We start from the raw sequence: 19915 nt of genomic DNA, 5'->3' as shown, positions 1-19915 counted from the left end.
CGGTCAGCCGATCACCCAGTTGACCACCAATCTACGCACGGCCAATCGATCAAGCAAGCGGTCTGAGCGAACTAGGTCAAGCACGCCGGCCAAGCTAGGCGCTTGGTGAGGCTGTCTTGAATAGAGTTACCCGAGAGGCCACGGCGTGAAGCTCATTACTTCATGGCCCACAGGTCAGTCTCTTGATTTGTCCGGCTCGTTGTTCTTGACAAAGGAAGCAGTGAGCTTCTGCTGCTCAGCAAGCAGACCGGCAACGCTTGTGTTGTCGTTGACGATCTCGTAAAGAAAATTCACAAACGTCTGGTTGTTGGCAAAGGTGAGCGCTGCGACCGAGATTCCGAGTGTCAGCCTTGTGCCCTTGGTTTCTAGGGTGCCCAGGCTACCTCGGTAGATGGCATTGGCATCTCGTCCGATGGCTCCCCAGTCCTCATAAACAGGCACCTTGCTGGATCGCGCGGCCAAAAGGCGTTTGTCAGGGTCTTGAGAAATGCTCGGCGTGTCTTTTCGCATCACCGAATCGAGCACTGCGAGGTATTGGGCCCTTGTCGATTCGCTGGACGCCACGGTCGTCCCGTCCACGCGCCCAACTACCACCCAGCCGTAACGGTAGGTTGAACCCCGGCCGCTGGGTGCTGACGCCTGCTTCCCAGGGCAGGACTCAAATACCGAGAGGACCAGTCCCTTGGCTCCAGAAAGTTCCTGAGCCGTCTTGGTCAGCGCGTCCCGTCTGACGGCGTCGCCGATAGCGCAATAGCCCTGAGGAATGATGTTGTTGATGAATCTCCCATCCACCACCGCGGAGCCAGCGGCAGACGAGATCGACGACGCGGTCAAAAGGGCAACTGCAGCCCAGATCCTCAGCTTCATGAATGCGACTCCTCCTTTGGATGCCTATCTTTTGTGCAGACGCTCCAATGCGAGACGAGCCTCCGACCACTGCTCGTCAATGTACCTCGCCACGCCAGACACATGAGCCACCCATTCGCTCGATGCGCCGAGCTTGAACATGGGGGAAACGGTACTTCGCGAGGCTAGATCTTGTTCTGCAACGGCCTGACGTTGAGGTTAAGCAAGTCCGCGACTTCATCCAGGCGCAGCACAGGCATGTTGATTAACAGTAAAAGCATCAGTTCTGTCTTCACTGTCTGAGTCATCCCGCACAGCATCAGTAACGTCGGACCGGGGCGTTAATAAGCAAACCGCGGCGCATACGAAAAGCTGCACCGCCGGCTACATGGTGGCTACACGGACGCAAGAAGTACTGCCAAAAAAGAAAAGGCGCTATCGTTTAAATAGCGCCTTGTTCAGTGCCCTTGCGGCTTTTCAGTGGTAGGCCGTGATGGGCTTGAACCATCGACCAACGGATTATGAGTCCGCTGCTCTAACCAACTGAGCTAACGGCCCACGCGGCACGATTCTATTCGCGCCGCAGCGCCTACTTGCGATGGCTCAGCGCATTGCTCACCAGGCGCGACGTGATGTCGACGATCTGGATCATGCGTTCGTAGGGCATGCGCGTCGGCCCGATCACACCCAGCGTACCCACGACCTGTCCATCGACCTCGTAGTTGGCGCTGACGATGGAGAGCTCCTCGAAGGGCACCACCTGGCTTTCGCCGCCGATGAAGATGCGCACCCCTTCGGCCTTGCTCGACACGTCGAGCAGGCGCATCAATTGGGCCTTCTGCTCGAAGAGTTCGAAGGCACGGCGCAACTGCCCCATGTCGCTGGAGAAATCGCTCACCGCCAGCAGGTTGCGCTCACCGGAGATCACGACGTCGTCTTCCTGCGCCTCGTTCAGCACTTCGGAACTGACCTGCACCGCCGCCTGCATCAACGCGGCGATCTCGCCGCGCAGCTTTTCAACCTCGGACTGGAGACGATCGCGCACCTGCTCGATAGTCAGGCCCGCATAGTGCGCGTTGATGTAGTTCGAGGCCTCGACCAGCTGCGACTGCGAATAGTCGGCCTCCGGAAAGATCACCCTGTTCTGCACGTCCCCATCGGGTGAGACGATGATCACCAGCAGGCGCCGGTCGGAGAGCTTCAGGAACTCGATCTGCTTGAACACCGAAGCGCGCCGCGGCGCCATCACCACGCCAACGAACTGCGACAGGTTTGACAGCAGATGCGCCGCATTGGCGATCACCTTCTGCGGCTGGTCGGGCGCGAGGCTCGGCGTGCTCATCTGTTCGCGCTGCGCGGTCAGCATGGTGTCGACGAAGAGGCGATAGCCACGGTGCGTCGGAATGCGGCCGGCCGAGGTGTGCGGGCTGGCAATCAGCCCCAGCGCCTCGAGGTCGGACATGACGTTGCGGATGGTCGCCGGCGACAGATCGAGCCCCGAGGAACGCGACAGCGTGCGCGAGCCGACGGGTTGCCCGTCGGCGATGTAGCGCTCGACGAGCGTCTTGAGCAGCAACTTGGCACGGTCGTCCAGCATTGCAAGATTTTAGTGTTGTAATTTGTGAGATATGACCTCTCGCTTTCGTCACGTCGCCCTGATCGGCAAATACCAGGCTTCCGGCGCCCGGGCGCAGGCGGACTCGCGCGACGGCGTCATGGAAGGCATTGGCGCCTTCCTCGAATCGCAAGGCTGCACGGTGTTCGTCGAGCGCTCGACCTGCGAGGAAGACGATGACGGCGCCCCTGCCCATCCACGCTACGAAGCCCTGAGCGTCGAGGAAATCGGCCAGCGCTGCGACCTCGGCCTAGTGGTCGGCGGTGACGGCACCATGCTCGGCATCGGCCGGCAGCTCGCCAGCTATGGCATCCCGCTGATCGGCATCAACCGCGGCCGGCTCGGCTTCATCACCGACATCCCGCTCGACAACTACCAGGCCACGCTGATCCCGATGCTGGCCGGCGAGTACGAGGAAGACCACCGCAGCCTGATGCATGCGCAGGTCGTGCGCGATGGCGCCTCGGTGTTCGACGCGCTCGCCATGAACGACGTGGTCGTCAACCGCGGCGCCACCTCCGGCATGGTCGAGTTGCGCGTATCAGTGGGCCGCCATTTCGTGGCCAACCAGCGCGCCGACGGCCTGATCATCGCCACGCCCACGGGTTCGACCGCCTACGCGCTGTCAGCTGGCGGCCCGTTGCTGCATCCGGCCGTGCCAGGCTGGGTGCTGGTGCCGATCGCACCGCACACGCTGTCGAACCGCCCCGTGCTGCTGCCCGACGCCGACGAGATCGTGATCGAGCTGGTGGGCGGGCGCGACGCCAGCGCCAATTTCGACATGCAGTCGCTGGCCTCGCTCGCAATCGGCGACCGCGTGGTGGTGCGCCGCTCCGATTTCCGCGTGCGCTTCTTGCACCCGCGCGGCTGGAGCTATTTCGACACCTTGCGCAAGAAACTTCACTGGAACGAAGGGGGCTCCTGAAATGGCGCTGCGACGCATCGCACTGCGCGACTTCGTGATCGTGCGATCACTCGAACTCGACCTGTCCGGCGGCTTCACGGTATTGACCGGCGAAACCGGCGCGGGCAAATCCATCCTGATCGACGCGCTGCAACTGGCGCTGGGCAACCGCGCCGACGCTGGCGCGGTGCGCGAAGGGGCCGAACGGCTCGACGTGAGTGCCGAATTCGACGCCGACCCGGCCCTGGACACCTGGCTCGACGAAGGCGGCTTCGAAGCCAGCGACGCGCTGCTGCTGCGCCGCACCGTCGACCTGCAGGGCCGCAGCCGCGGCTGGATCAACGGCAGCCCAGCCACGGCCACGCAGTTGCGCGAGCTCGGCGACCGCCTGCTCGACATCCACGGCCAGCACGCCTGGCAAAGCCTGACGCGGCCTGAGGCAGTGCGCGGCCTGCTCGACGCCTACGCAGGTGTGCGCACCGATGCGCTCGACGCCGCGTGGCAAAGCTGGCGGCAGGCACTTTCCGCACTCGAACACGCGCGCTCGGCGCAAGACTCGCTGCAGCGCGAGCGCGAGCGGCTGCAATGGCAGATCTCCGAAGTCGCCAAGCTCGCACCGGGCGTCGACGAGTGGGAAGAGCTGTCGACCAACCACTCGCGCATCTCCAACGCGCAGGCCCTGATCGACGCGGCCCAGGGTGCCAGCCAGGCACTGGAAGACGACGACAACGGCGCCCTCCCCGCGCTTACGCGCGCGCTCACGCTGCTGCAGAACTGCGAGCACATCGAGCCCGAGTTCCGCGCGCTGGGCGAAGTGCTCGCCTCATGCGTGGCCCAGGCCTCCGACGCTGCCCACACGCTGCACGGCTACCTGCGCGATGCCGACACCGATCCGCAAACCCTGGCCGAGCTGGACGAGCGCATGGGCCTGTGGATGTCGCTCGCGCGCCGCTACAAGCGCCCGCCCGCCGAACTGCCGGCGCTGCTCGCCGGCTGGCAGGCTGAGCTGCAGGCGCTCGACGCGCAAAGCGATCTCGAAGGCCTTGAACGCGCAGAACAGAACGCACAGCAGGCCTACATGAAGGAAGCCAAGGCGCTCAGCAAGGTCCGCAAGCAGGCTGCGCCGCGCCTTGCCCAGGCCGTCACCGATGCGATGCAGGGTCTCGGCATGCAGGGCGGGCGCTTCGACATCGAACTGCAGCCGCTGGCGCAGCCCAGCCGCGCCGGCCTCGAGGACGTGGCCTTTCTCGTGGCCGGCCACACCGGCAGCACGCCGCGCGCCATCGGCAAGGTGGCCTCGGGCGGCGAACTGTCGCGCATTGCGCTGGCCATCGCCGTCACCACCAGCCAGCTCGGCGCGGCGCAGACGCTGATCTTCGACGAGGTCGATGCCGGTGTCGGCGGCGCGGTCGCCGAGACCGTCGGCCGCCTCATGAAGCAGCTCGGCCGCGACCGCCAGGTGCTCGCCGTGACCCACCTGCCCCAGGTTGCCGCCTGTGCCGACCATCACCTCGTTGTTGCCAAACGCCAGACGGCAGCAGCTGGCAAGGACGGCCCGCGCACCGAGAGCGGCGTGTCGCGCCTCGACGATGACAACCGCGCCAAGGAAATCGCCCGCATGCTGGGCGGTGAGAAGGTCTCGCAAACCTCGCTCGCGCACGCACGCGAAATGCTCGGCCACAAGACCTCGGTGACCGCGCCATGAACCTCGACCTCGTGCTCATCACGGGCATGTCGGGCTCCGGCAAGTCGGTGGCCCTGCATGCGCTGGAAGATGCGGGCTATTACTGCGTCGACAACCTGCCGCCCGAACTGCTGACGTCCTTCATCGCGTTGCAGCACGAACAGCAGACGCCTCGCGTGGCCATTGCCATGGACGTGCGCAGCGGCGTCTCGCTGCCGATCGTTCCGCAGCAGCTCGAAGCGCTGCGGCGCGACGGCGGGATCTCGCTGCGTTCGCTGTTCCTCGACGCGACCACCGACGCCCTGCTGCGCCGCTACTCAGAAACCCGCCGCCGCCATCCGCTCTCGCGACAGGAAGGCCGCACCGACGTGCCCGAGCAGCACCGCGTGCTGATGCAGGCCATCGAGCTCGAACGCGAATTGCTGGCCGACCTGCGCGACGGCGCCGACGTGATCGACACCAGCCTGATCCGGCCGGCGCAGCTGCAGAGCTACATCAAGTCGCTGATCTCGGCACCGCAAAGCGCGCTGACGCTGGTGTTCGAATCGTTCGCCTTCAAGCGCGGCGTGCCGCTCGATGCGGACTACGTGTTCGACGTGCGCATGCTGCCCAACCCGCACTACGTGCCCGCGCTGCGCCCGCTCACGGGCCGCGACGAGCCGGTGATCGAATGGCTGCGCGAGCACGACGACGTGGCGCGCATGTACAACGACATCGAACAGTTCCTCACGCATTGGCTCGACGCACTGGCGCGCGACCATCGCAGCTATGTGACGGTGGCCATCGGGTGCACGGGCGGGCAGCACCGTTCGGTGTTCCTGGTCGAGCAGCTGGCACGGTCGTTCGGTGCGCGCTGGGGTGCGCTCAAGCGGCACCGCGAACTCGACGCGGCCTGACTGATCCGCCGACTAAAGATCGGCTGACTAAGCCTCGCTGCCTTCCAGCAGCTTGCGCATCGGCGCCGGCAGGCCCAACCGACCCCACTCCTCGGCCTCGACCCAGCGCGCGCCATCGCCTTGCGGCTGGCCGCCCTGAAGCTGCACCGGATGCAGATGCAGGTCCTTGTGGGTCAACACATGCACGAAGGCCGGCAGATCCTGCACGCCACGTCGCGCGGCCGTCGGCAGTGCGGCAAGAAGATCTTCGCGGCTGTCGAACACGGGCAGGCAATAGAGCCCGGCCCAGATGCCCTTCGACGGCCGCTTCTCCAGCCACACGCGGCCTTGCGCATCGCGCGCCAGCAGCACCCAGAGCGACTGTGCACTGCGCTTGAGCTTGCGGGTCTTGACGGGGTAGCGCTCCGGCGCGCCTTCCCGCAGGGCCGCGCAGGTCTTGTGGACCGGGCAGATCATGCAGCTCGGCTTGCGCGGAAGGCACACCGTGGCGCCCAGGTCCATCACGCCTTGCGTGTAGCTCGCGATGGCTTCCTTCTGCTCTGCCGGCGGCAGCAATTGCGTTGCCAGGTCCCACAGCGCACGCTCCTGCGCCGCCGAAGACATGTCGCCCGCAAAGCCGAGCACGCGCGTCAGCACGCGCTTCACGTTGCCATCAAGGATCGCCACGCGCTCGCCGAAGCAGAAGGCGGCAATGGCCGCGGAGGTCGAGCGGCCGATGCCGGGCAAGGTGACGAGCTCGGCGGCGGTGCGCGGAAACTCGCCGCCGAAGCGCGCGACGACTTCCTGCGCGCAGCGATGCATGTTGCGCGCGCGGCTGTAGTAGCCCAGCCCGCTCCAGAGCCCGAAGACCTCGTCCTCGGTGCCGGCGGCCAGCGCCTTGACATCGGGAAAACGTTCGAGAAAGCGCGCGAAGTAGCCGAGCACCGTCGTCACCTGCGTCTGCTGGAGCATCACCTCCGACAGCCACACGCGGTACGGGTCGCGGGTGTTCTGCCAAGGCAACTGGCTGCGCCCGTGGCTGCGCTGCCAGCTCACGATCTGCGCTGCGAAATCCGGGGGCAATTGCAAGCCAGCAACCGCCGTGGAGGCGGAAGCTTCAGGCCGCACGCAGCTCGCCGACAGTCGCCGCGGCCTGCAGCTTTCCGTGCTGCGCGATCAGCGAAGTGAACTCGCGCAGCTGCACATGAAGCTCGGCGAGATTGCTTTCCTGCGCGGCCAGTTCGATCAGCCGTTCGTCGAGATTGCCCGCCGCGCTCTGGATGCGCTCGATCGCCTCGATGCGCTTGCTGAAGTTGCGGCGGCGCTCCTTGAGCTGCGCGTCGATCTGCGCGCTCGCGCCCTTGCTCCAGCGCTCGACCTCGGTCATGGCTGCTTCGTTGACGAGCCGCAGCCGGCTGGCCAGCGCGCGAACCAGCTTGTCGCAGAAATCGGCCTGCGCGAGCTTCAGCAGGTTGCCCACGCCCAGGTAGTGGATGTGGCTGCGTTCGATCTGTCCCAGCTCCTGCTCGAAGCCCGTCAGGTCGGGCTCGGCTGGCGCCTGCAGGGTGAAGCCCTGCTCGGCATTCAGCTGGCGGAAGGTGGCATGCAGCATCGACTGGATCTCGGCCGTGGTCGCCTGCACCTCGCGCAGGTTGTTGCGCAGCGAATCGAAAGTCTCGCCGTACACCTTGCGGACATTGAACTTGACGCCCGGGCGCTTGAGCGCGGCCGACAGCCGCACCATGTCGGCCTTCAGCGCAGTGCGGCCGAGCACGGCATACACCTCGCGCAGCAGCTTGCCCTGCACCGAGCGCAGCGCCAGGATGCGCGTGTTGCTGCCTTCGAACTCGGCATGTTCCTGGTCGATGCGCGCACGCATGTGGCGGATCACCGATACGTTCTTGCCGCGCAGCCCCTGCAGCTCGAGAGCCTGCTCGGCCAGGTCGCGCTGGCGCACTTTCAGGATGCGCTCGGCCTCGGCGCGCAGCGCGGTCATGCCCGCGTCGACCGCGAGCCGCAGCATGGTTTCGCGCTTGCCGAGCACGCCTTCGGCCAGCAACGATTCAAGCGCCGGCAGGCGGCTGGCCTGCAGCAACTGGCCGTCGTGCTGGATCTTGGCCTGCAGCCCCTTTTGCGCGGACACCGGCAACACCTGCGCCAGCGGCACTTCGAGCAAACGGGCCGCGCCTTCGCGCTGGCGTTCGATCTGCTGCTCGATGTGCGAGGGCGTGCTCAGCGTGTCCCACATCGTGTCGATCTTGTTGAGCACCACGAAGCGCGTGTCGTTGCCTTCGTCCTCGGTGATCAGGTGCTCGCGCCAGATCGAGAGATCGGAGCGCGTCACGCCGGTTTCGGCGCCCAGGATGAAGACCACGGCGTGCGCCTGCGGAATCAGGCTCACCGTGAGTTCGGGCTCGGCGCCGATCGCGTTCAGGCCCGGGGTGTCGAGAATCACCAGCCCCTGCTCCAGCAGCGGGTGCGGCATGTTCAGCACCGCGTGGCGCCAGCGCGGAATTTCGACGCGACCTTCGGCGTCCTGCACCGGGTTGTCGTCGGGGGTGTCGTCGTTCCAGAAGCCCAGCGTGCGCGCTTCATCCTTGGCGACCCAGCGCACCTCGGCCACTTTGCTCATGGCCTGCGCCAGATGCTCGGCGTTGCCGACGTCGATAGCTATCTCGGTCCAGCGCGTTGGCTTTTCGCGCCAATGGGCCAACGAATGCGGCTCCAGCCGGGTCTCGATGGGCAGCAGGCGCAGCTTGGGCGCGAGCGCGGCGTCGTAGCCCAGCTCGGTCGGGCACATCGTGGTGCGGCCGGCGCTCGCGGGCATGATGCGCCGCCCGTAGCCGGCAAAGAAGATCGCGTTGATCAGCTCCGACTTGCCGCGCGAGAACTCGGCCACGAAGGCGACCATGACCTTGCTGGTACGGATCTGCGTTTCGAGCCCGCGCAGGCGCTCCGCCACGGCCTGGTCGAGCAGCTCGTTCTCGGTCAGCCAGCGGGACAGCCACTGCAGCCGGTGGGCGAAATTGCTCCGCCACGCACCGTGCTGATCGAGTTGTTGGTTGAAGGAGCGGCTCAAGGGAAATATGTAAGAAACAATTTACAAATATAGCATCGGGAGGCGAACAACCAACGTCTCCAAATTGTTTCTCCTGAGATCCACGTCTGAATCCGACATCCGGACCAGGCGCCTACTTCTGGCAATTGGGGCAATAGTAGGTGGAGCGCTGCCCCTGGCGCAGCTGCCGGATCGGCGTTGCACAAACCCGACAGGGCTCGCCGGCACGGCCATAAACGGTCGCTTCGAGCTGGAAATAGCCATTCTGTCCGTCCACATTGGAGAAATCTCGTAGCGTGCTGCCGCCCTTCTCCACCGCCCGGGCCAGGATTTCGCGTACGGCTGCGTGAAGCTTGGCCGCCCTCGGACGGCTGATGCGCGCCGCCGACAGCGTCGGCCGGATGCCCGCCTGGAACAACGCCTCCGACGCATAGATGTTGCCCACGCCCACCACCACGTCGCCCGCCAGCAGCACCTGCTTGACGGCGCTCTTGCGCTTCTTCAGGCCGGCGTGGAAGGCGTCGAGGTCGAAGGCATCGCCCAGCGGCTCCATGCCAAGGCCGCCGAGCAGTTTGATCGCCCATGGGGCGGCCTCGTCTTCCACGTAGACCACGGCGCCGAAGCGGCGCGGATCGTTGAGCCGCAGCGTGCCTCGGTCCGTGACCAGGTCGAAATGGTCGTGCGACCCGGGCGACGGCAATGCCGCGTCGAAACGCAGGCTGCCCGACATGCCCAGGTGCAACAGCAGGATGCCGCGATCGAGATCGATCAGCAGGTACTTGCCGCGCCGCCGCACCTCGCGCACCTGCCGCCCGACCAGCGCCTCGGGCAGCACCATCAGGGCCCAGCGCAGGGGCTTGCCGATGCGCACCGCGTCGATGCGTGCGCCCGCGATGCGGTCGGCAAAGCCGCGACGGGTGACTTCGACTTCGGGAAGCTCAGGCATGAAAAGTAAATCTCCGGCAAATGCGGCGTTGACTAAGCCCCACGCAAGGTTCGTTCAAAAGCCTGGATTATTATGGTCGGATGAATCTTTCGCCCCGCCGACACCGCCTTGCGGCGGCCGCGTCTCTCGCCTTGCTGGCTTGTGCGGTTCACGCACAATCTTCCGCCCCTGCAACCCCCAACGGCCCTGCGCCGACCATCGAACAATCGGCACAGCCGAAGCCCTCGACAAGGCCCAAGCCCATCACAGCCAAGGCCGCCAGCGAACCCGCGCCGCAGCCCTCCGCGCTGACGGCCGACCTGTTCTACGAGATCCTGATGGGCGAGATGACCGCCCGCTCCGGAGATCCCGGCTCCGGCTACGCGCTGGTGCTCGATGCCGCCCGCCGGCTGCGCGACGGCAAGCTGTTCCAGCGCGCGGTCGAGATCGCCCTGCAATCGCGCTCCGGCGATGCGGCCCTCGCCGCCGCACGCGCCTGGCAGGAAGCCCTGCCGACTTCGCGCGATGCACGCCGCATCGAACTGCAGATCCTCATTGCGCTGAACCGCATCAGCGAAACCGTCGAGCCGCTGCGCGCCGAAGTGGCGGCCACGTCGCAGATCGAACGTCCGCTGCTGATGGCCGTGATCGTGCGCAATTACTCGCGCGCCGCCGACAAGAAGCTGGCCGCCTCGGTGGTCGAGCAGGCCCTGGTCGACGAGCTGAAGAACCCGACCACCGGCGGACTGGCCTGGGCCACCGTCGGCCGGCTGCGCCTGAATGCAGGCGATGCTTCCGGCGCACTGGAAGCCGCGCGCAAGGGCCAGGAGATCGACCCGAGCTCCGATGCACCCGCTGCATTGGCGCTCGAAATGATCGACCCCGGCCAGCCGCTCGCCGAGCCAATCGTCACGCGCTACCTGAACAACAACCCGAAGGCCACGCCCGACCTGCGCATTGCCTACGCCCGCGCGCTCGTCGAGGACCGGCGCTTCAACGATGCCACCACGCAACTCCAGGCAGTGACCACCTCGCGGCCCGAGCTGGCTGAGCCATGGCTGCTGCTCGGCAGCCTCCAGATGCAGGCCAAACAGGACGCCGCAGCCGAGACTTCGATCAAGCGCTTCATCGAACTGTCGGGCAGCCGCAGCGCCAACAAGGACGCCGATGGCGATGCCAATGACGCCGCCGACCGCAAGCGCGGAGTGTCGCAGGCGTACTTCGCGCTGTCGCAACTGGCGGAACGGCGCAAGGACTTCACGGCGGCCGAGCGCTGGCTCGCGCGCGTCGACGGCCCGGACGAACTGGTGGCCGCGCAAACCCGCCGCGCAGCGCTGCTGGCCCGTCAGGGCAAGCTGCCCCAGGCGCGCGAAATCATCCGCGGCCTGCCCGAGCGCACGCCCGACGACAAGAAGCAGAAATTCCTGGCCGAAGTTCAACTGCTGCGCGATGCGAAGCAATACCAGGCGGCCTACGACATGCTCGCCCAGGCCTCGGTGGCGGCGCCGGACGATGGCGACCTCGTCTATGACCAGGCCATGGTCGCCGAGAAGCTCAACCGCCTCGACGACATGGAGCGCCTGCTGCGCCGGCTCATCCAGCTCAAGCCCGAGAGCCAGAACGCATACAACGCGCTGGGCTATTCGTTCGCCGATCGCAAGATTCGGCTCGACGAGGCACGCACGCTGATCCAGAAGGCGGTGCAGCTGGCGCCGGAAGATCCGTTCATCGCCGACAGCCTGGGCTGGGTCGAGTTCCGGCTCGGCAACACGGCCGAGGCGATCCGCATCCTCGAAGCGGCCTACAAGACGCGGCCCGATCCCGAGATCGGCGCGCATTTCGGCGAAGTCCTGTGGAGCACCGGCCAGAAAGACCGCGCGGTCACGATCTGGAAGGAAGCCCTGCTGAGCGATGCCGAAAACGAGACGCTGCAGGAAACGCTGAAGCGCCTGCGAGTGAAGCCGTAGCATGGCTCACGCTGGGGCATTCGTGCCAACGCAGGCCGGCCACGGCCGCCGTACCCTTTTGGCGGCAGGTGGAGCCGCCTTTCTCCTGATGGCAGGCTGCGCGCAGCTGTCTGGCGGCTCTTCCGCACCGAAGACTTCGGACAGCTGGAGCGGCCGGATGTCGCTGCGCATCGAGAGTGAACCGGTGCAGACCTTCGCTGCGCTGTTCGAGCTGCGCGGCTCCGCCGACTCGGGCGACCTCACACTCACGACACCCATCGGCAGCACGCTGGCGCAACTGCACTGGGCACCGGGCGAGGCCCTGCTGAAAGACGGCAGCAAGACACGTCGCTTCGACTCCGTCGACGAACTGATCGAGGCCGCTACCGGCGCTGCAATTCCGGTCGGCGCCTTGTTCGGCTGGCTCGCGGGCCGCAACGACCCCGTTCCCGGCTGGAAGCCCGATCTTGCGCAGCTCGGCAACGGACGGCTGCAGGCCGTGCGCGAGTCGCCGAGCCCCCGGGCCGACCTGCGCATCGTGTTCGAACGGTCATGAAGGCGATCTACGACCTTCCCGCGCCGGCCAAGCTCAATCTCTTCCTCCACATCACCGGCCAGCGCGACGACGGCTACCACCTGCTGCAGTCGGTCTTCATGCTGATCGACTGGTGCGACATGCTGCATGTCGAACTGCGGCGCGATGGGCAGCTGAGCCGCGAAGACCTGACGATCGAGCTGCCCGCGGACGACCTGATCCTGCGCGCGGCACGCGCCCTGCAGGCTTTCGCCGCGCCCGGCCAGGGCGCGCATATCAGCGTGGCCAAGCACGTGCCGGCACAGGCGGGCATGGGCGGCGGCTCTTCGGATGCCGCCACCTGCCTGCTCGCACTGAACCGCCTGTGGGGACTGAATCTGCCTCTGTCGCGGCTGGCGCACATCGGCCTGAAGCTGGGCGCGGACGTGCCCTTCTTCCTCGGCGGCCGCAATGCGTGGGTCGAGGGCATCGGCGAGGAAATCACACCGGTTACACTGCCATCGGCGCGTTTCGCGGTGGTCAAACCACCCGAGGGACTCGATACCCGATTAATTTTTTCGGCTTCCGATCTTCAACGCGCCACACCTGTTGCTATAATCTCGGGCTTTGCTGCAGATAGCGAATCGCTGGAAGCGACGAACCTGGGAAACCCGGTTTTCGACTTCGGCCACAACGACCTGCAGCCGGTTGCCCAGCGACTTTGCCCCGCCGTCACCGACGCCATCGAATGGCTCGGTGCCCAAGGGTTGAAGGCCCGGATGACCGGCTCCGGAAGTTCGGTGTTCGCGAAGATGCCGCAAGCGCCGCAGGAAGCGGAACTGCTCGAAGCCCCCGAAGGCTGGCAGGTTCGTCAATGCAGCAACCTGGAAGTCCATCCGCTCTTGGGATGGGCAACCTGAAGATAATCGGACCGTTCATTCGGTTCGATGCGACATATATCGGTTGATGGTGAAAACCATCGACCCGTGTAGGGGAGTCGCCAAGCTGGTTAAGGCACTGGATTTTGATTCCAGCATGCAAAGGTTCGAATCCTTTCTCCCCTGCCAAATCTTCAACGACTGCGGCCCAACGGCCGCAGTCTTCTTTTGCAGCCCACCCGCTGCAATAATCGGCGGCTCACCGGCCGCCACGCATCACAAACCTTTTGGCGGCTTCCTAAGCCAATTTGCACTGCCGGGACGCGCTCATGCAGGCTAATCACCCTGATTTCATGGTTTTCACCGGCAACGCCAATCCGGGCCTTGCTGCAGAAATCGCGCACAACCTCGGCACCTCGCTGGGCGCCGCTCGCGTCGGTCGCTTCTCCGACGGTGAAGTCACCGTCGAGATCAACCAGAACGTCCGGGCGCGCGATGTGTTCGTGGTGCAGTCGACCTGCGCACCGACCAACGAAAACCTGATGGAACTGCTGATCATGGTCGACGCGCTCAAGCGCGCTTCGGCCGAACGCATCAGCGCCGTGATTCCCTATTTCGGCTATGCCCGCCAGGACCGCCGCCCGCGTTCGAGCCGCGTGCCGATCTCGGCCAAGGTCGTGGCCAACCTGCTGGAAACCGTCGGTGTCGAGCGCGTGCTCACGATGGACCTGCACGCCGACCAGATCCAGGGCTTCTTCGACATTCCCGTCGACAACATCTACGCCTCGCCGGTGCTGCTCGGCGACCTGCGCGCCAAGAACTACGAAGACCTGATCGTGGTATCGCCCGACGTCGGCGGCGTGGTTCGTGCCCGTGCGCTGGCCAAGCAATTGAACTGCGACCTCGCCATCATCGATAAGCGCCGCCCGAAGGCCAACGTCAGCGAAGTCATGAACGTGATCGGCGAGATCGACGGCCGCAACTGCGTGATCATGGACGACATGATCGACACGGCCGGCACGCTGGTCAAAGCAGCCGAAGTGCTGAAAGAGCGCGGCGCCAAGAGCGTCTACGCCTACTGCACGCACCCCATCTTCTCGGGCCCGGCCATCGAGCGCATCACGCAGGGCTCGGCCCTGGACGAAGTGGTCGTGACCAACACCATTCCCCTTTCCGATGGCGCCAATGCCTGCGGAAAGATCCGCCAGCTCTCCGTGGCACCGCTGATCGCCGAAACGATCCAGCGCATTGCCAAGGGCGAGTCGGTGATGAGTTTGTTCTCGGACCAGGACAACCTGTTCTGACCCGAGCCAAAGAGCGGGCTTCTTTTCTGAAGCCTTTTTGAACCGGAGTCGCACTGGTCGCGGTGGACTCTCACAGGAGCTAGTTATGAAATTCGTCGCTTTTGAGCGCGCAAAGCAGGGCACGGGTGCGAGCCGCCGTCTCCGCATCTCGGGCAAGACCCCCGGCATCGTCTACGGTGGCGACACCCAGCCGCAACTGATCGAAATCGATCACAACGCGCTGTGGCACGCCCTGAAGAAGGAAGCCTTCCATTCGAGCGTGCTCGAAATGGAACTGGGCGGCAACGTCAGCAAGGTTCTGCTGCGCGACGTGCAATACCACCCGTTCCGCCAGCTGGTGCAACACATCGACTTCCAGCGCGTCGATGCCAAGACCCGCATGACCCTGAAGGTGCCGCTGCACTTCAAGGGTGAAGAAGAATCCGAAGCCGTCAAGATCGACCTGAACCTGGTCAATCACGTGACGACCGAACTCGAACTGAACTGCCTGCCGACCGACCTGCCGGAGTTCATCGAAGTCGACCTGTCGGGCCTGAAGAAGAACGGCACCGTCACGCTGAAGGACATCAAGCTGCCCAAGGGCGTGAAGTGGGTCAGCCACGGCAAGGTCAACCCGGTGCTGGCTTCGGCCGTGTCGCCGGCGGCTGAAGAAGTCGACGCCCCCGCTGAAGGCGCTGCCGATGCAGCCGCCGCAGCAGCGCCGGCCGGCAAGGGTGGCAAGGCCGCTCCTGCAGCCAAGACCCCCGCTGCCAAGACGCCTGCCAAGAAGTAATTCGCTTTTTCGCATTCGTTGCTGCAGAAGGCCCGCCCCGTGCGGGCCTTCTGCTTTTCCGGCGACGGGATAATCCACGACCATGATCAAGCTGTTTGTCGGCCTCGGAAACCCGGGCCCCGAGTACGAAGCCACGCGGCACAACGCCGGCTTCTGGTGGATCGATGCCCTTGCGCGCGAGTGGAAACTCAATCTCGTGCCCGAGCGCAGCTACCACGGCCTTGCGGCACGCACCAACATTGGCGGCCAGAGCATCTGGCTGCTGGAGCCGCAGACCTTCATGAACCTGTCTGGCAAGTCGGTGGCCGCCCTCGCCCGTTTCTTCAAGATCGCGCCCGAGGAAATCCTCGTGGCGCACGACGAGCTCGACGTGGTCCCGGGCCAGGTCAAGCTCAAGTTCGGCGGCAGCCATGCCGGCCACAACGGACTGCGCGACATCCACGCGCAGTTGGGCACCGGCGACTACTGGCGGCTGCGCCTGGGCATCGGACACCCCGGCGTGAAGTCGGAGGTCGTCAACTGGGTGCTCAAGAAGCCGCTGAAGGAACAACGCGAAGCCATAGAGGACGCCATCACTCGCACCCTGCACGCGATCCCCGCGCTGGTGGCGGGCGAGATGGAGAAGGCGACCCTGGTCATTCACACGAGCAAACCGCCCCGGCCCAAACCGCCGCGGCGGGAGCCCGGCGACGGGGGCACGCCTGCCGCCACCTAGCCGGCCATCGCAGTGCAGGAGGGAGAGAAATAAAAAATGAGTGAAAAGAAGAAAAGAAGAAAAAGAGTAGGAGCGACGGTGATTGCTATCTTTTCAATAGCAATTTGCACCGCATCCATGGGATCCTCAGCCCAGAACGCCGCTCAAACTTGGCGTTGCGGCAGCACCTATTCCGACCAGCCCTGTGAAGGCGGCAAGACGGTGAAGGTGAACGACCACCGCAGCGACGAGGACCGCCGGGCCGCCGACGCCGGCACACGCGGCGCGCAAACCCACGCCGACCGCCTGGAACGCACCCGCCTGTCACAGGAAAAAGCAGCCCATGACCGCGATCAGCGGGCCGCACGCGAAGCAAGAAGCGCCGCCTTGGCGGAAAGACGGCTCGCCATGGCCGAGCAAAGGGAGCGGGAGCGCGCACGGAAGGCGGCCAACGAGCCGCGCAAATCCAGCATGAGTTTCAGCGGCGGTCAGAACGCGAAGGCAGCCGGCGACGCGCCTGAACGCAAGAAAAAGAAGCGGAAGTCGGCCGACTAAGCGCCGGTCGAAGCAGCCGTCACCTTGATCGCCGTGAGGCGCTGGTACTTCTGCATCAGCGTCTCGCGGCTTTCCACGTGCTCTGGATTCAGGGGAATGCAGGCCACCGGGCAGATCTGCACGCACTGCGGCTCATCGAAATGGCCGACGCACTCGGTGCACTTGTGCGGATCGATCTCGTAGAACTCCGCGCCCATGTAAATCGCATCGTTCGGGCACTCGGGCTCGCAGACATCGCAGTTGATGCATTCGTCGGTGATCATGAGGGCCATCCCCCGATTATCGCGGGCTCGGCCAAGCGGGCCGCCTGTGAATGACAAAGGCCACATTCACGGCACACTTGTTGCAGGAGTCAGTTATGCTGCGCCCCGCCCCATGAGTCTGTTTCTATTCAAGCGCCTCGCCACGCTGATCGGCACGTTGATCGGCGCCTCGGTCATCGTTTTCCTCGTCCTCGAGATCCTGCCCGGCAACGCCGCGCAGATGTTGATGGGGCCGGACGCATCGCCCGAAGCAGTGGCCGCCCTTGCCACCAAGCTCGGCCTAGACCAGCCCGCATGGACACGCTACTGGCACTGGATCGGCGGCCTGCTCACCGGCAACCTCGGCGACAGCTACGCCTACAGCTCGCCGGTGCTCGACCTGATCCTGGAGCGCCTCGCGCTCACCGTGCCGCTCGCCATGCTGGCGATGGCACTCACCGTCGTGATCGCGCTGCTCGTCGGCGTTACGGCCGCTGCCCGCCACAACAAGCTCGGCGACGTCGGCCTGATGGGCATGGCCCAGGTCGGCATCGCGATCCCGAATTTCTGGTTCGCCATCCTGCTGATCCTCGTGTTCTCGGTGCAGCTGCAGTGGTTCTCCGCTGGCGGTTTCGAGGGATGGGGCGAAGGCATCTTCGCGGGCATCAAGTCGCTGCTGCTGCCGGCGCTGTCTCTTGCCGTCGTTCAAGCCGCGATCCTCGCGCGCATCACCCGCTCGGCCGTGCTCGAAGTGATGCGCGAAGACTTCGTGCGCACCGCCCGCGCCAAGGGCGTCTCGCAGCGCGCGGTGCTGTGGACCCACGTGCTGCGCAACGCCATGATCCCCGTCATTACCGTGATGGGCATGCAGTTCTCCGAGCTGCTGGCCGGCACCATCGTGGTGGAGAACGTGTTCTACCTGCCGGGCCTGGGCCGGCTGATCTTCCAGGCCATCAGCAACCGCGACCTGATCGTGGTGCGCAACTGCGTGATGCTGCTGGCGGCCATGGTGGTCATCGTGAACTTCGTGGTCGACGTGCTGTATGCCGTGATCGACCCGCGCATCAAGGCCAGCGACATATGAACGCGATCACAGCTCCGAGCGCTGCTGCGCTCAAGGTCCCCGGCTTCTGGCGCCGCGCGTTGCACCACCGCAGCTTCGTGCTGGGCGGCGCGCTGACGCTGCTCCTGCTGCTCGCCGCTGCCGTTTCGCTGGTCTGGACACCCTGGTCGCCCTACGACATGGACATGGCCAACAAGCTGAAGCCGCCGACGGGCGCGCACTGGCTGGGCACCGACACCTACGGGCGCGATGTGGCCTCGCTGCTGCTGGTCGGCGCGCGTGCATCAATTCTCGTGGGCGTGATCGCGGTCGGCATCGGCCTCGTGGTCGGCACCGCGCTGGGCCTGCTGGCGGCGGCGAAGCGCGGCTGGGTCGAGGAAGCCATCATGCGGCTCACCGACTTCTCGCTCGCCTTCCCTGCGATCCTCTCGGCCATCATGATGACCGCCGTGTTCGGCGCCGGCATCGTCAACGCGATCATCGCGATCGGCATCTACAACATCCCGACCTTCGCGCGCATCACGCGCGCCTCGGCCAACGCAATCTGGTCGCGCGAGTACGTGGCCGCCGCACGCGCCTGCGGCAAGGGCCCGTTCGCGATCACGATGCAGCACGTGCTGCCCAACATCTCGGCCGTGCTGATCGTGCAGATCACGATCCGCTTCGCCATCGCCATCCTGGCCGAAGCCGCTCTCTCCTACCTGGGCCTGGGCACTCAGCCGCCGCAACCCTCGTGGGGTCGCATGCTCAGCGAGGCGCAGACGATGATGTTCCAGTCGCCCCTGCTGGCCGTCTTCCCCGGCATGGCCATCGCACTCGCGGTGCTGGGCCTGAACCTGCTCGGCGACGGCTTGCGCGACCTGCTCGATCCGCGGCTGGCACGCGCAAGGTAAGCAAGATGCCCCTGCTCGAAGTCAAAGACCTGCACATCGAACTGCAGACGCAGCGCGGCCCCGCCGAGGCTGTGCGCGGCATCGGCTTCACGCTGGAGCGCGGCGAAACGCTGGGCATCGTTGGCGAATCGGGCTGCGGCAAGTCGATCACCGTGATGTCGCTGATGGGCCTGCTGCCCTCGACCGCGAAGGTCACGGGCAGCATCCGTTTCGACGACACCGAGCTCATCGGCCGCGACGAGAAAGCCATGTGCCAGATCCGAGGCAACCGCATCGGCATGATCTTCCAGGAGCCGATGACGGCGCTGAACCCGGTGCACACCATCGCGCGCCAGGTCGGTGAACCGCTGCGGCTGCACCGCGGTCTCTCGAAGGCCGACGCTCGCAAGGAAGTGCTCGCGCTGCTCGACCGCGTGGGCATTCCCGATGCAGCTTCGCGTCTGGACGCCTATCCGCACCAGTTCTCCGGCGGCCAGCGCCAGCGCATCGGCATCGCGATGGCGCTCGCCTGCGGGCCCGACCTGCTGATTGCCGACGAACCGACGACGGCGCTCGACGTCACCATCCAGAAGCAGATCCTCGAACTGATCCAGAGCCTCGTGGCCGAGCGCGGCATGGCGCTGATCCTGATCTCGCACGACCTCGGCGTGATCGCGCAGACGGTCTCGAAGATGCTGGTGATGTACGGCGGCAGCGTGGTCGAGAGTGGCCCGACGGAGGCGGTGTTCGCGCGCCGCGCCCATCCCTACACGCAGGGCCTGTTCGCCGCGCGTCCCGCCATCGGGGCACCGCGCGGCCTGCGGCTGGCCACCATCAAGGGCAGCGTGCCCGAGCTGGTCGACCTGCCGAAGGGCTGCCCCTTCGCGGGCCGGTGCAGCTACACCGTCGAGGCCTGCAAGACCACCCGGCCGCCAGCCACGATGCTGCCGCAGGATCACGCGGTGCGTTGCATCCGGCTCGAAGAGATCGCCACGGAAGGGGCCATCGCACCATGAGCACGGCCACCACTCCACCGCTGCTGCAGGTCACCGATCTCGTACGCCACTACGCATTGCCGCGCGAAAAGCTCTTCGGCCCGCCGCCCACCGTCAAGGCGCTCAACGGCGTGAGCTTCGAGGTGCAGGCCGGCAAGAGCGTGGGCATCGTC

General features: G+C 65.5%; 19 protein-coding genes, 2 tRNA genes and 1 pseudogene. 15 read left to right on the top strand and 7 right to left on the bottom strand.

The genetic code is table 11. The annotated features are described in order from the left end of the window. Positions 1-174 precede the first annotated feature (174 nt). From BLW48_RS30520 to hrcA, 3 genes are all read right to left on the bottom strand, one after another. On the bottom strand, positions 175-867 hold the full coding sequence (locus tag BLW48_RS30520) for a hypothetical protein (protein ID WP_093179307.1): 693 nt from the start codon (positions 865-867) through the stop codon (positions 175-177). Positions 868-1327: 460 nt separating this feature from the next. Continuing rightward, a tRNA-Ile gene (locus tag BLW48_RS30515) sits at positions 1328-1404 on the bottom strand. A 31-nt stretch (positions 1405-1435) separates the two neighbouring features. Continuing rightward, the gene (gene hrcA, locus BLW48_RS30510) at positions 1436-2443 is read right to left on the bottom strand and encodes a heat-inducible transcriptional repressor HrcA (RefSeq protein ID WP_093059694.1); all 1008 of its coding nucleotides are present in this window, start codon (positions 2441-2443) and stop codon (positions 1436-1438) included. Positions 2444-2474: 31 nt separating this feature from the next. Here hrcA and BLW48_RS30505 point away from each other — a divergent pair, with 31 nt between their 5' ends. From BLW48_RS30505 to rapZ, 3 genes are read left to right on the top strand one after another with little or no spacing between them, the layout of a single operon-like run. Then, positions 2475-3386, top strand: a complete 912-nt coding sequence (locus tag BLW48_RS30505) for an NAD kinase (protein WP_093059696.1) — start codon at positions 2475-2477, stop codon at positions 3384-3386. Position 3387: 1 nt separating this feature from the next. After that, positions 3388-5070, top strand: coding sequence for a DNA repair protein RecN (gene recN / locus BLW48_RS30500; RefSeq protein WP_093179306.1), 1683 nt, complete (start codon positions 3388-3390; stop codon positions 5068-5070). Beyond that, on the top strand, positions 5067-5945 hold the full coding sequence (rapZ, locus tag BLW48_RS30495) for an RNase adapter RapZ (RefSeq protein ID WP_093179304.1): 879 nt from the start codon (positions 5067-5069) through the stop codon (positions 5943-5945). Before recN ends, rapZ begins: the two co-directional genes overlap by 4 nt. Before the next feature lie 27 nt (positions 5946-5972). On the opposite strand, the gene mutY is transcribed toward rapZ, so the two are convergent. The 3 genes from mutY to mutM all read right to left on the bottom strand — a co-directional run bounded on the left by mutY (position 5973) and on the right by mutM (position 9928). Then, positions 5973-7007: an A/G-specific adenine glycosylase gene (gene mutY, locus BLW48_RS30490; RefSeq protein WP_093059702.1), complete on the bottom strand. Its 1035-nt coding sequence runs from the start codon at positions 7005-7007 to the stop codon at positions 5973-5975. Positions 7008-7041: 34 nt separating this feature from the next. After that, complete coding sequence (locus BLW48_RS30485) at positions 7042-9003, bottom strand: dynamin family protein (RefSeq protein ID WP_093081831.1); 1962 nt, start codon at positions 9001-9003, stop codon at positions 7042-7044. Between the two features lie 112 nt (positions 9004-9115). Further along, positions 9116-9928, bottom strand: coding sequence for a bifunctional DNA-formamidopyrimidine glycosylase/DNA-(apurinic or apyrimidinic site) lyase (gene mutM, locus BLW48_RS30480; RefSeq protein ID WP_093059706.1), 813 nt, complete (start codon positions 9926-9928; stop codon positions 9116-9118). Positions 9929-10008: 80 nt separating this feature from the next. Here mutM and BLW48_RS30475 point away from each other — a divergent pair, with 80 nt between their 5' ends. From BLW48_RS30475 to BLW48_RS30440, 8 genes are all read left to right on the top strand, one after another. Next, positions 10009-11874, top strand: coding sequence for a tetratricopeptide repeat protein (locus BLW48_RS30475; RefSeq protein ID WP_093179303.1), 1866 nt, complete (start codon positions 10009-10011; stop codon positions 11872-11874). Between the two features lie 88 nt (positions 11875-11962). Next, positions 11963-12409, top strand: a complete 447-nt coding sequence (locus BLW48_RS30470; protein WP_256331015.1) for a lipoprotein insertase outer membrane protein LolB — start codon at positions 11963-11965, stop codon at positions 12407-12409. After that, a complete protein-coding gene (gene ispE, locus BLW48_RS30465) occupies positions 12406-13287 on the top strand; it encodes a 4-(cytidine 5'-diphospho)-2-C-methyl-D-erythritol kinase (protein WP_093179301.1) in 882 nt (293 codons plus the stop codon). The genes BLW48_RS30470 and ispE overlap by 4 nt, the downstream gene beginning before the upstream one ends. Positions 13288-13357: 70 nt before the next feature. Further along, positions 13358-13434: transfer RNA gene (locus tag BLW48_RS30460), tRNA-Gln, on the top strand. A gap of 140 nt (positions 13435-13574) precedes the next feature. Next, on the top strand, positions 13575-14549 hold the full coding sequence (locus BLW48_RS30455; RefSeq protein WP_081269883.1) for a ribose-phosphate pyrophosphokinase: 975 nt from the start codon (positions 13575-13577) through the stop codon (positions 14547-14549). A gap of 85 nt (positions 14550-14634) precedes the next feature. Continuing rightward, positions 14635-15321, top strand: a complete 687-nt coding sequence (locus BLW48_RS30450) for a 50S ribosomal protein L25/general stress protein Ctc (RefSeq protein WP_093059712.1) — start codon at positions 14635-14637, stop codon at positions 15319-15321. Between the two features lie 82 nt (positions 15322-15403). Beyond that, positions 15404-16036 carry an aminoacyl-tRNA hydrolase gene (gene pth, locus BLW48_RS30445; RefSeq protein WP_093179300.1) on the top strand — a complete coding sequence of 211 codons (633 nt, stop codon included), beginning with the start codon at positions 15404-15406 and terminating at the stop codon, positions 16034-16036. A gap of 36 nt (positions 16037-16072) precedes the next feature. Then, positions 16073-16570, top strand: a complete 498-nt coding sequence (locus BLW48_RS30440; RefSeq protein ID WP_177142467.1) for a hypothetical protein — start codon at positions 16073-16075, stop codon at positions 16568-16570. On the opposite strand, the gene BLW48_RS30435 is transcribed toward BLW48_RS30440, so the two are convergent. Beyond that, positions 16567-16842, bottom strand: a complete 276-nt coding sequence (locus tag BLW48_RS30435; protein ID WP_093059717.1) for a YfhL family 4Fe-4S dicluster ferredoxin — start codon at positions 16840-16842, stop codon at positions 16567-16569. The genes BLW48_RS30440 and BLW48_RS30435 overlap by 4 nt on opposite strands. Positions 16843-16945: 103 nt before the next feature. Between BLW48_RS30435 and BLW48_RS30430 the strand changes: the two genes are divergently transcribed. From BLW48_RS30430 to BLW48_RS35965, 4 genes and pseudogenes are all read left to right on the top strand, one after another. Further along, positions 16946-17896: an ABC transporter permease gene (locus tag BLW48_RS30430; RefSeq protein ID WP_093179297.1), complete on the top strand. Its 951-nt coding sequence runs from the start codon at positions 16946-16948 to the stop codon at positions 17894-17896. Next, a complete protein-coding gene (locus BLW48_RS30425; RefSeq protein ID WP_093079464.1) occupies positions 17893-18768 on the top strand; it encodes an ABC transporter permease in 876 nt (291 codons plus the stop codon). Before BLW48_RS30430 ends, BLW48_RS30425 begins: the two co-directional genes overlap by 4 nt. Before the next feature lie 5 nt (positions 18769-18773). After that, on the top strand, positions 18774-19763 hold the full coding sequence (locus tag BLW48_RS30420; protein ID WP_093059880.1) for an ABC transporter ATP-binding protein: 990 nt from the start codon (positions 18774-18776) through the stop codon (positions 19761-19763). Next, a pseudogene (locus BLW48_RS35965) lies at positions 19760-19915 on the top strand (peptide ABC transporter ATP-binding protein); the annotation flags it as partial. The gene BLW48_RS30420 and the pseudogene BLW48_RS35965, both read left to right, overlap by 4 nt.

The sequence above is a fragment of the Variovorax sp. YR266 genome (assembly GCF_900107295.1).
In the GTDB taxonomy this organism is placed as follows: Bacteria; Pseudomonadota; Gammaproteobacteria; order Burkholderiales; family Burkholderiaceae_C; genus Variovorax.
The sequence above is the reverse complement of the archived record's forward strand: the minus strand, read 5'-3'. Positions and strand labels throughout refer to the sequence as shown.

Excerpts from the sequence above, each read along its gene's own strand:
- BLW48_RS30520 (WP_093179307.1), bottom strand. The coding sequence starts at position 867 with ATGAAGCTGAGGATCTGGGCTGCAGTTGCCCTTTTGACCGCGTCGTCG.
- hrcA (WP_093059694.1), bottom strand. The coding sequence starts at position 2,443 with ATGCTGGACGACCGTGCCAAGTTGCTGCTCAAGACGCTCGTCGAGCGC.
- BLW48_RS30505 (WP_093059696.1), top strand. The coding sequence starts at position 2,475 with ATGACCTCTCGCTTTCGTCACGTCGCCCTGATCGGCAAATACCAGGCT.
- recN (WP_093179306.1), top strand. The coding sequence starts at position 3,388 with ATGGCGCTGCGACGCATCGCACTGCGCGACTTCGTGATCGTGCGATCA.
- rapZ (WP_093179304.1), top strand. The coding sequence starts at position 5,067 with ATGAACCTCGACCTCGTGCTCATCACGGGCATGTCGGGCTCCGGCAAG.
- mutM (WP_093059706.1), bottom strand. The coding sequence starts at position 9,928 with ATGCCTGAGCTTCCCGAAGTCGAAGTCACCCGTCGCGGCTTTGCCGAC.
- BLW48_RS30475 (WP_093179303.1), top strand. The coding sequence starts at position 10,009 with ATGAATCTTTCGCCCCGCCGACACCGCCTTGCGGCGGCCGCGTCTCTC.
- BLW48_RS30470 (WP_256331015.1), top strand. The coding sequence starts at position 11,963 with ATGGCAGGCTGCGCGCAGCTGTCTGGCGGCTCTTCCGCACCGAAGACT.
- ispE (WP_093179301.1), top strand. The coding sequence starts at position 12,406 with ATGAAGGCGATCTACGACCTTCCCGCGCCGGCCAAGCTCAATCTCTTC.
- BLW48_RS30455 (WP_081269883.1), top strand. The coding sequence starts at position 13,575 with ATGCAGGCTAATCACCCTGATTTCATGGTTTTCACCGGCAACGCCAAT.
- BLW48_RS30450 (WP_093059712.1), top strand. The coding sequence starts at position 14,635 with ATGAAATTCGTCGCTTTTGAGCGCGCAAAGCAGGGCACGGGTGCGAGC.
- pth (WP_093179300.1), top strand. The coding sequence starts at position 15,404 with ATGATCAAGCTGTTTGTCGGCCTCGGAAACCCGGGCCCCGAGTACGAA.
- BLW48_RS30440 (WP_177142467.1), top strand. The coding sequence starts at position 16,073 with ATGAGTGAAAAGAAGAAAAGAAGAAAAAGAGTAGGAGCGACGGTGATT.
- BLW48_RS30435 (WP_093059717.1), bottom strand. The coding sequence starts at position 16,842 with ATGGCCCTCATGATCACCGACGAATGCATCAACTGCGATGTCTGCGAG.
- BLW48_RS30430 (WP_093179297.1), top strand. The coding sequence starts at position 16,946 with ATGAGTCTGTTTCTATTCAAGCGCCTCGCCACGCTGATCGGCACGTTG.
- BLW48_RS30425 (WP_093079464.1), top strand. The coding sequence starts at position 17,893 with ATGAACGCGATCACAGCTCCGAGCGCTGCTGCGCTCAAGGTCCCCGGC.
- BLW48_RS30420 (WP_093059880.1), top strand. The coding sequence starts at position 18,774 with ATGCCCCTGCTCGAAGTCAAAGACCTGCACATCGAACTGCAGACGCAG.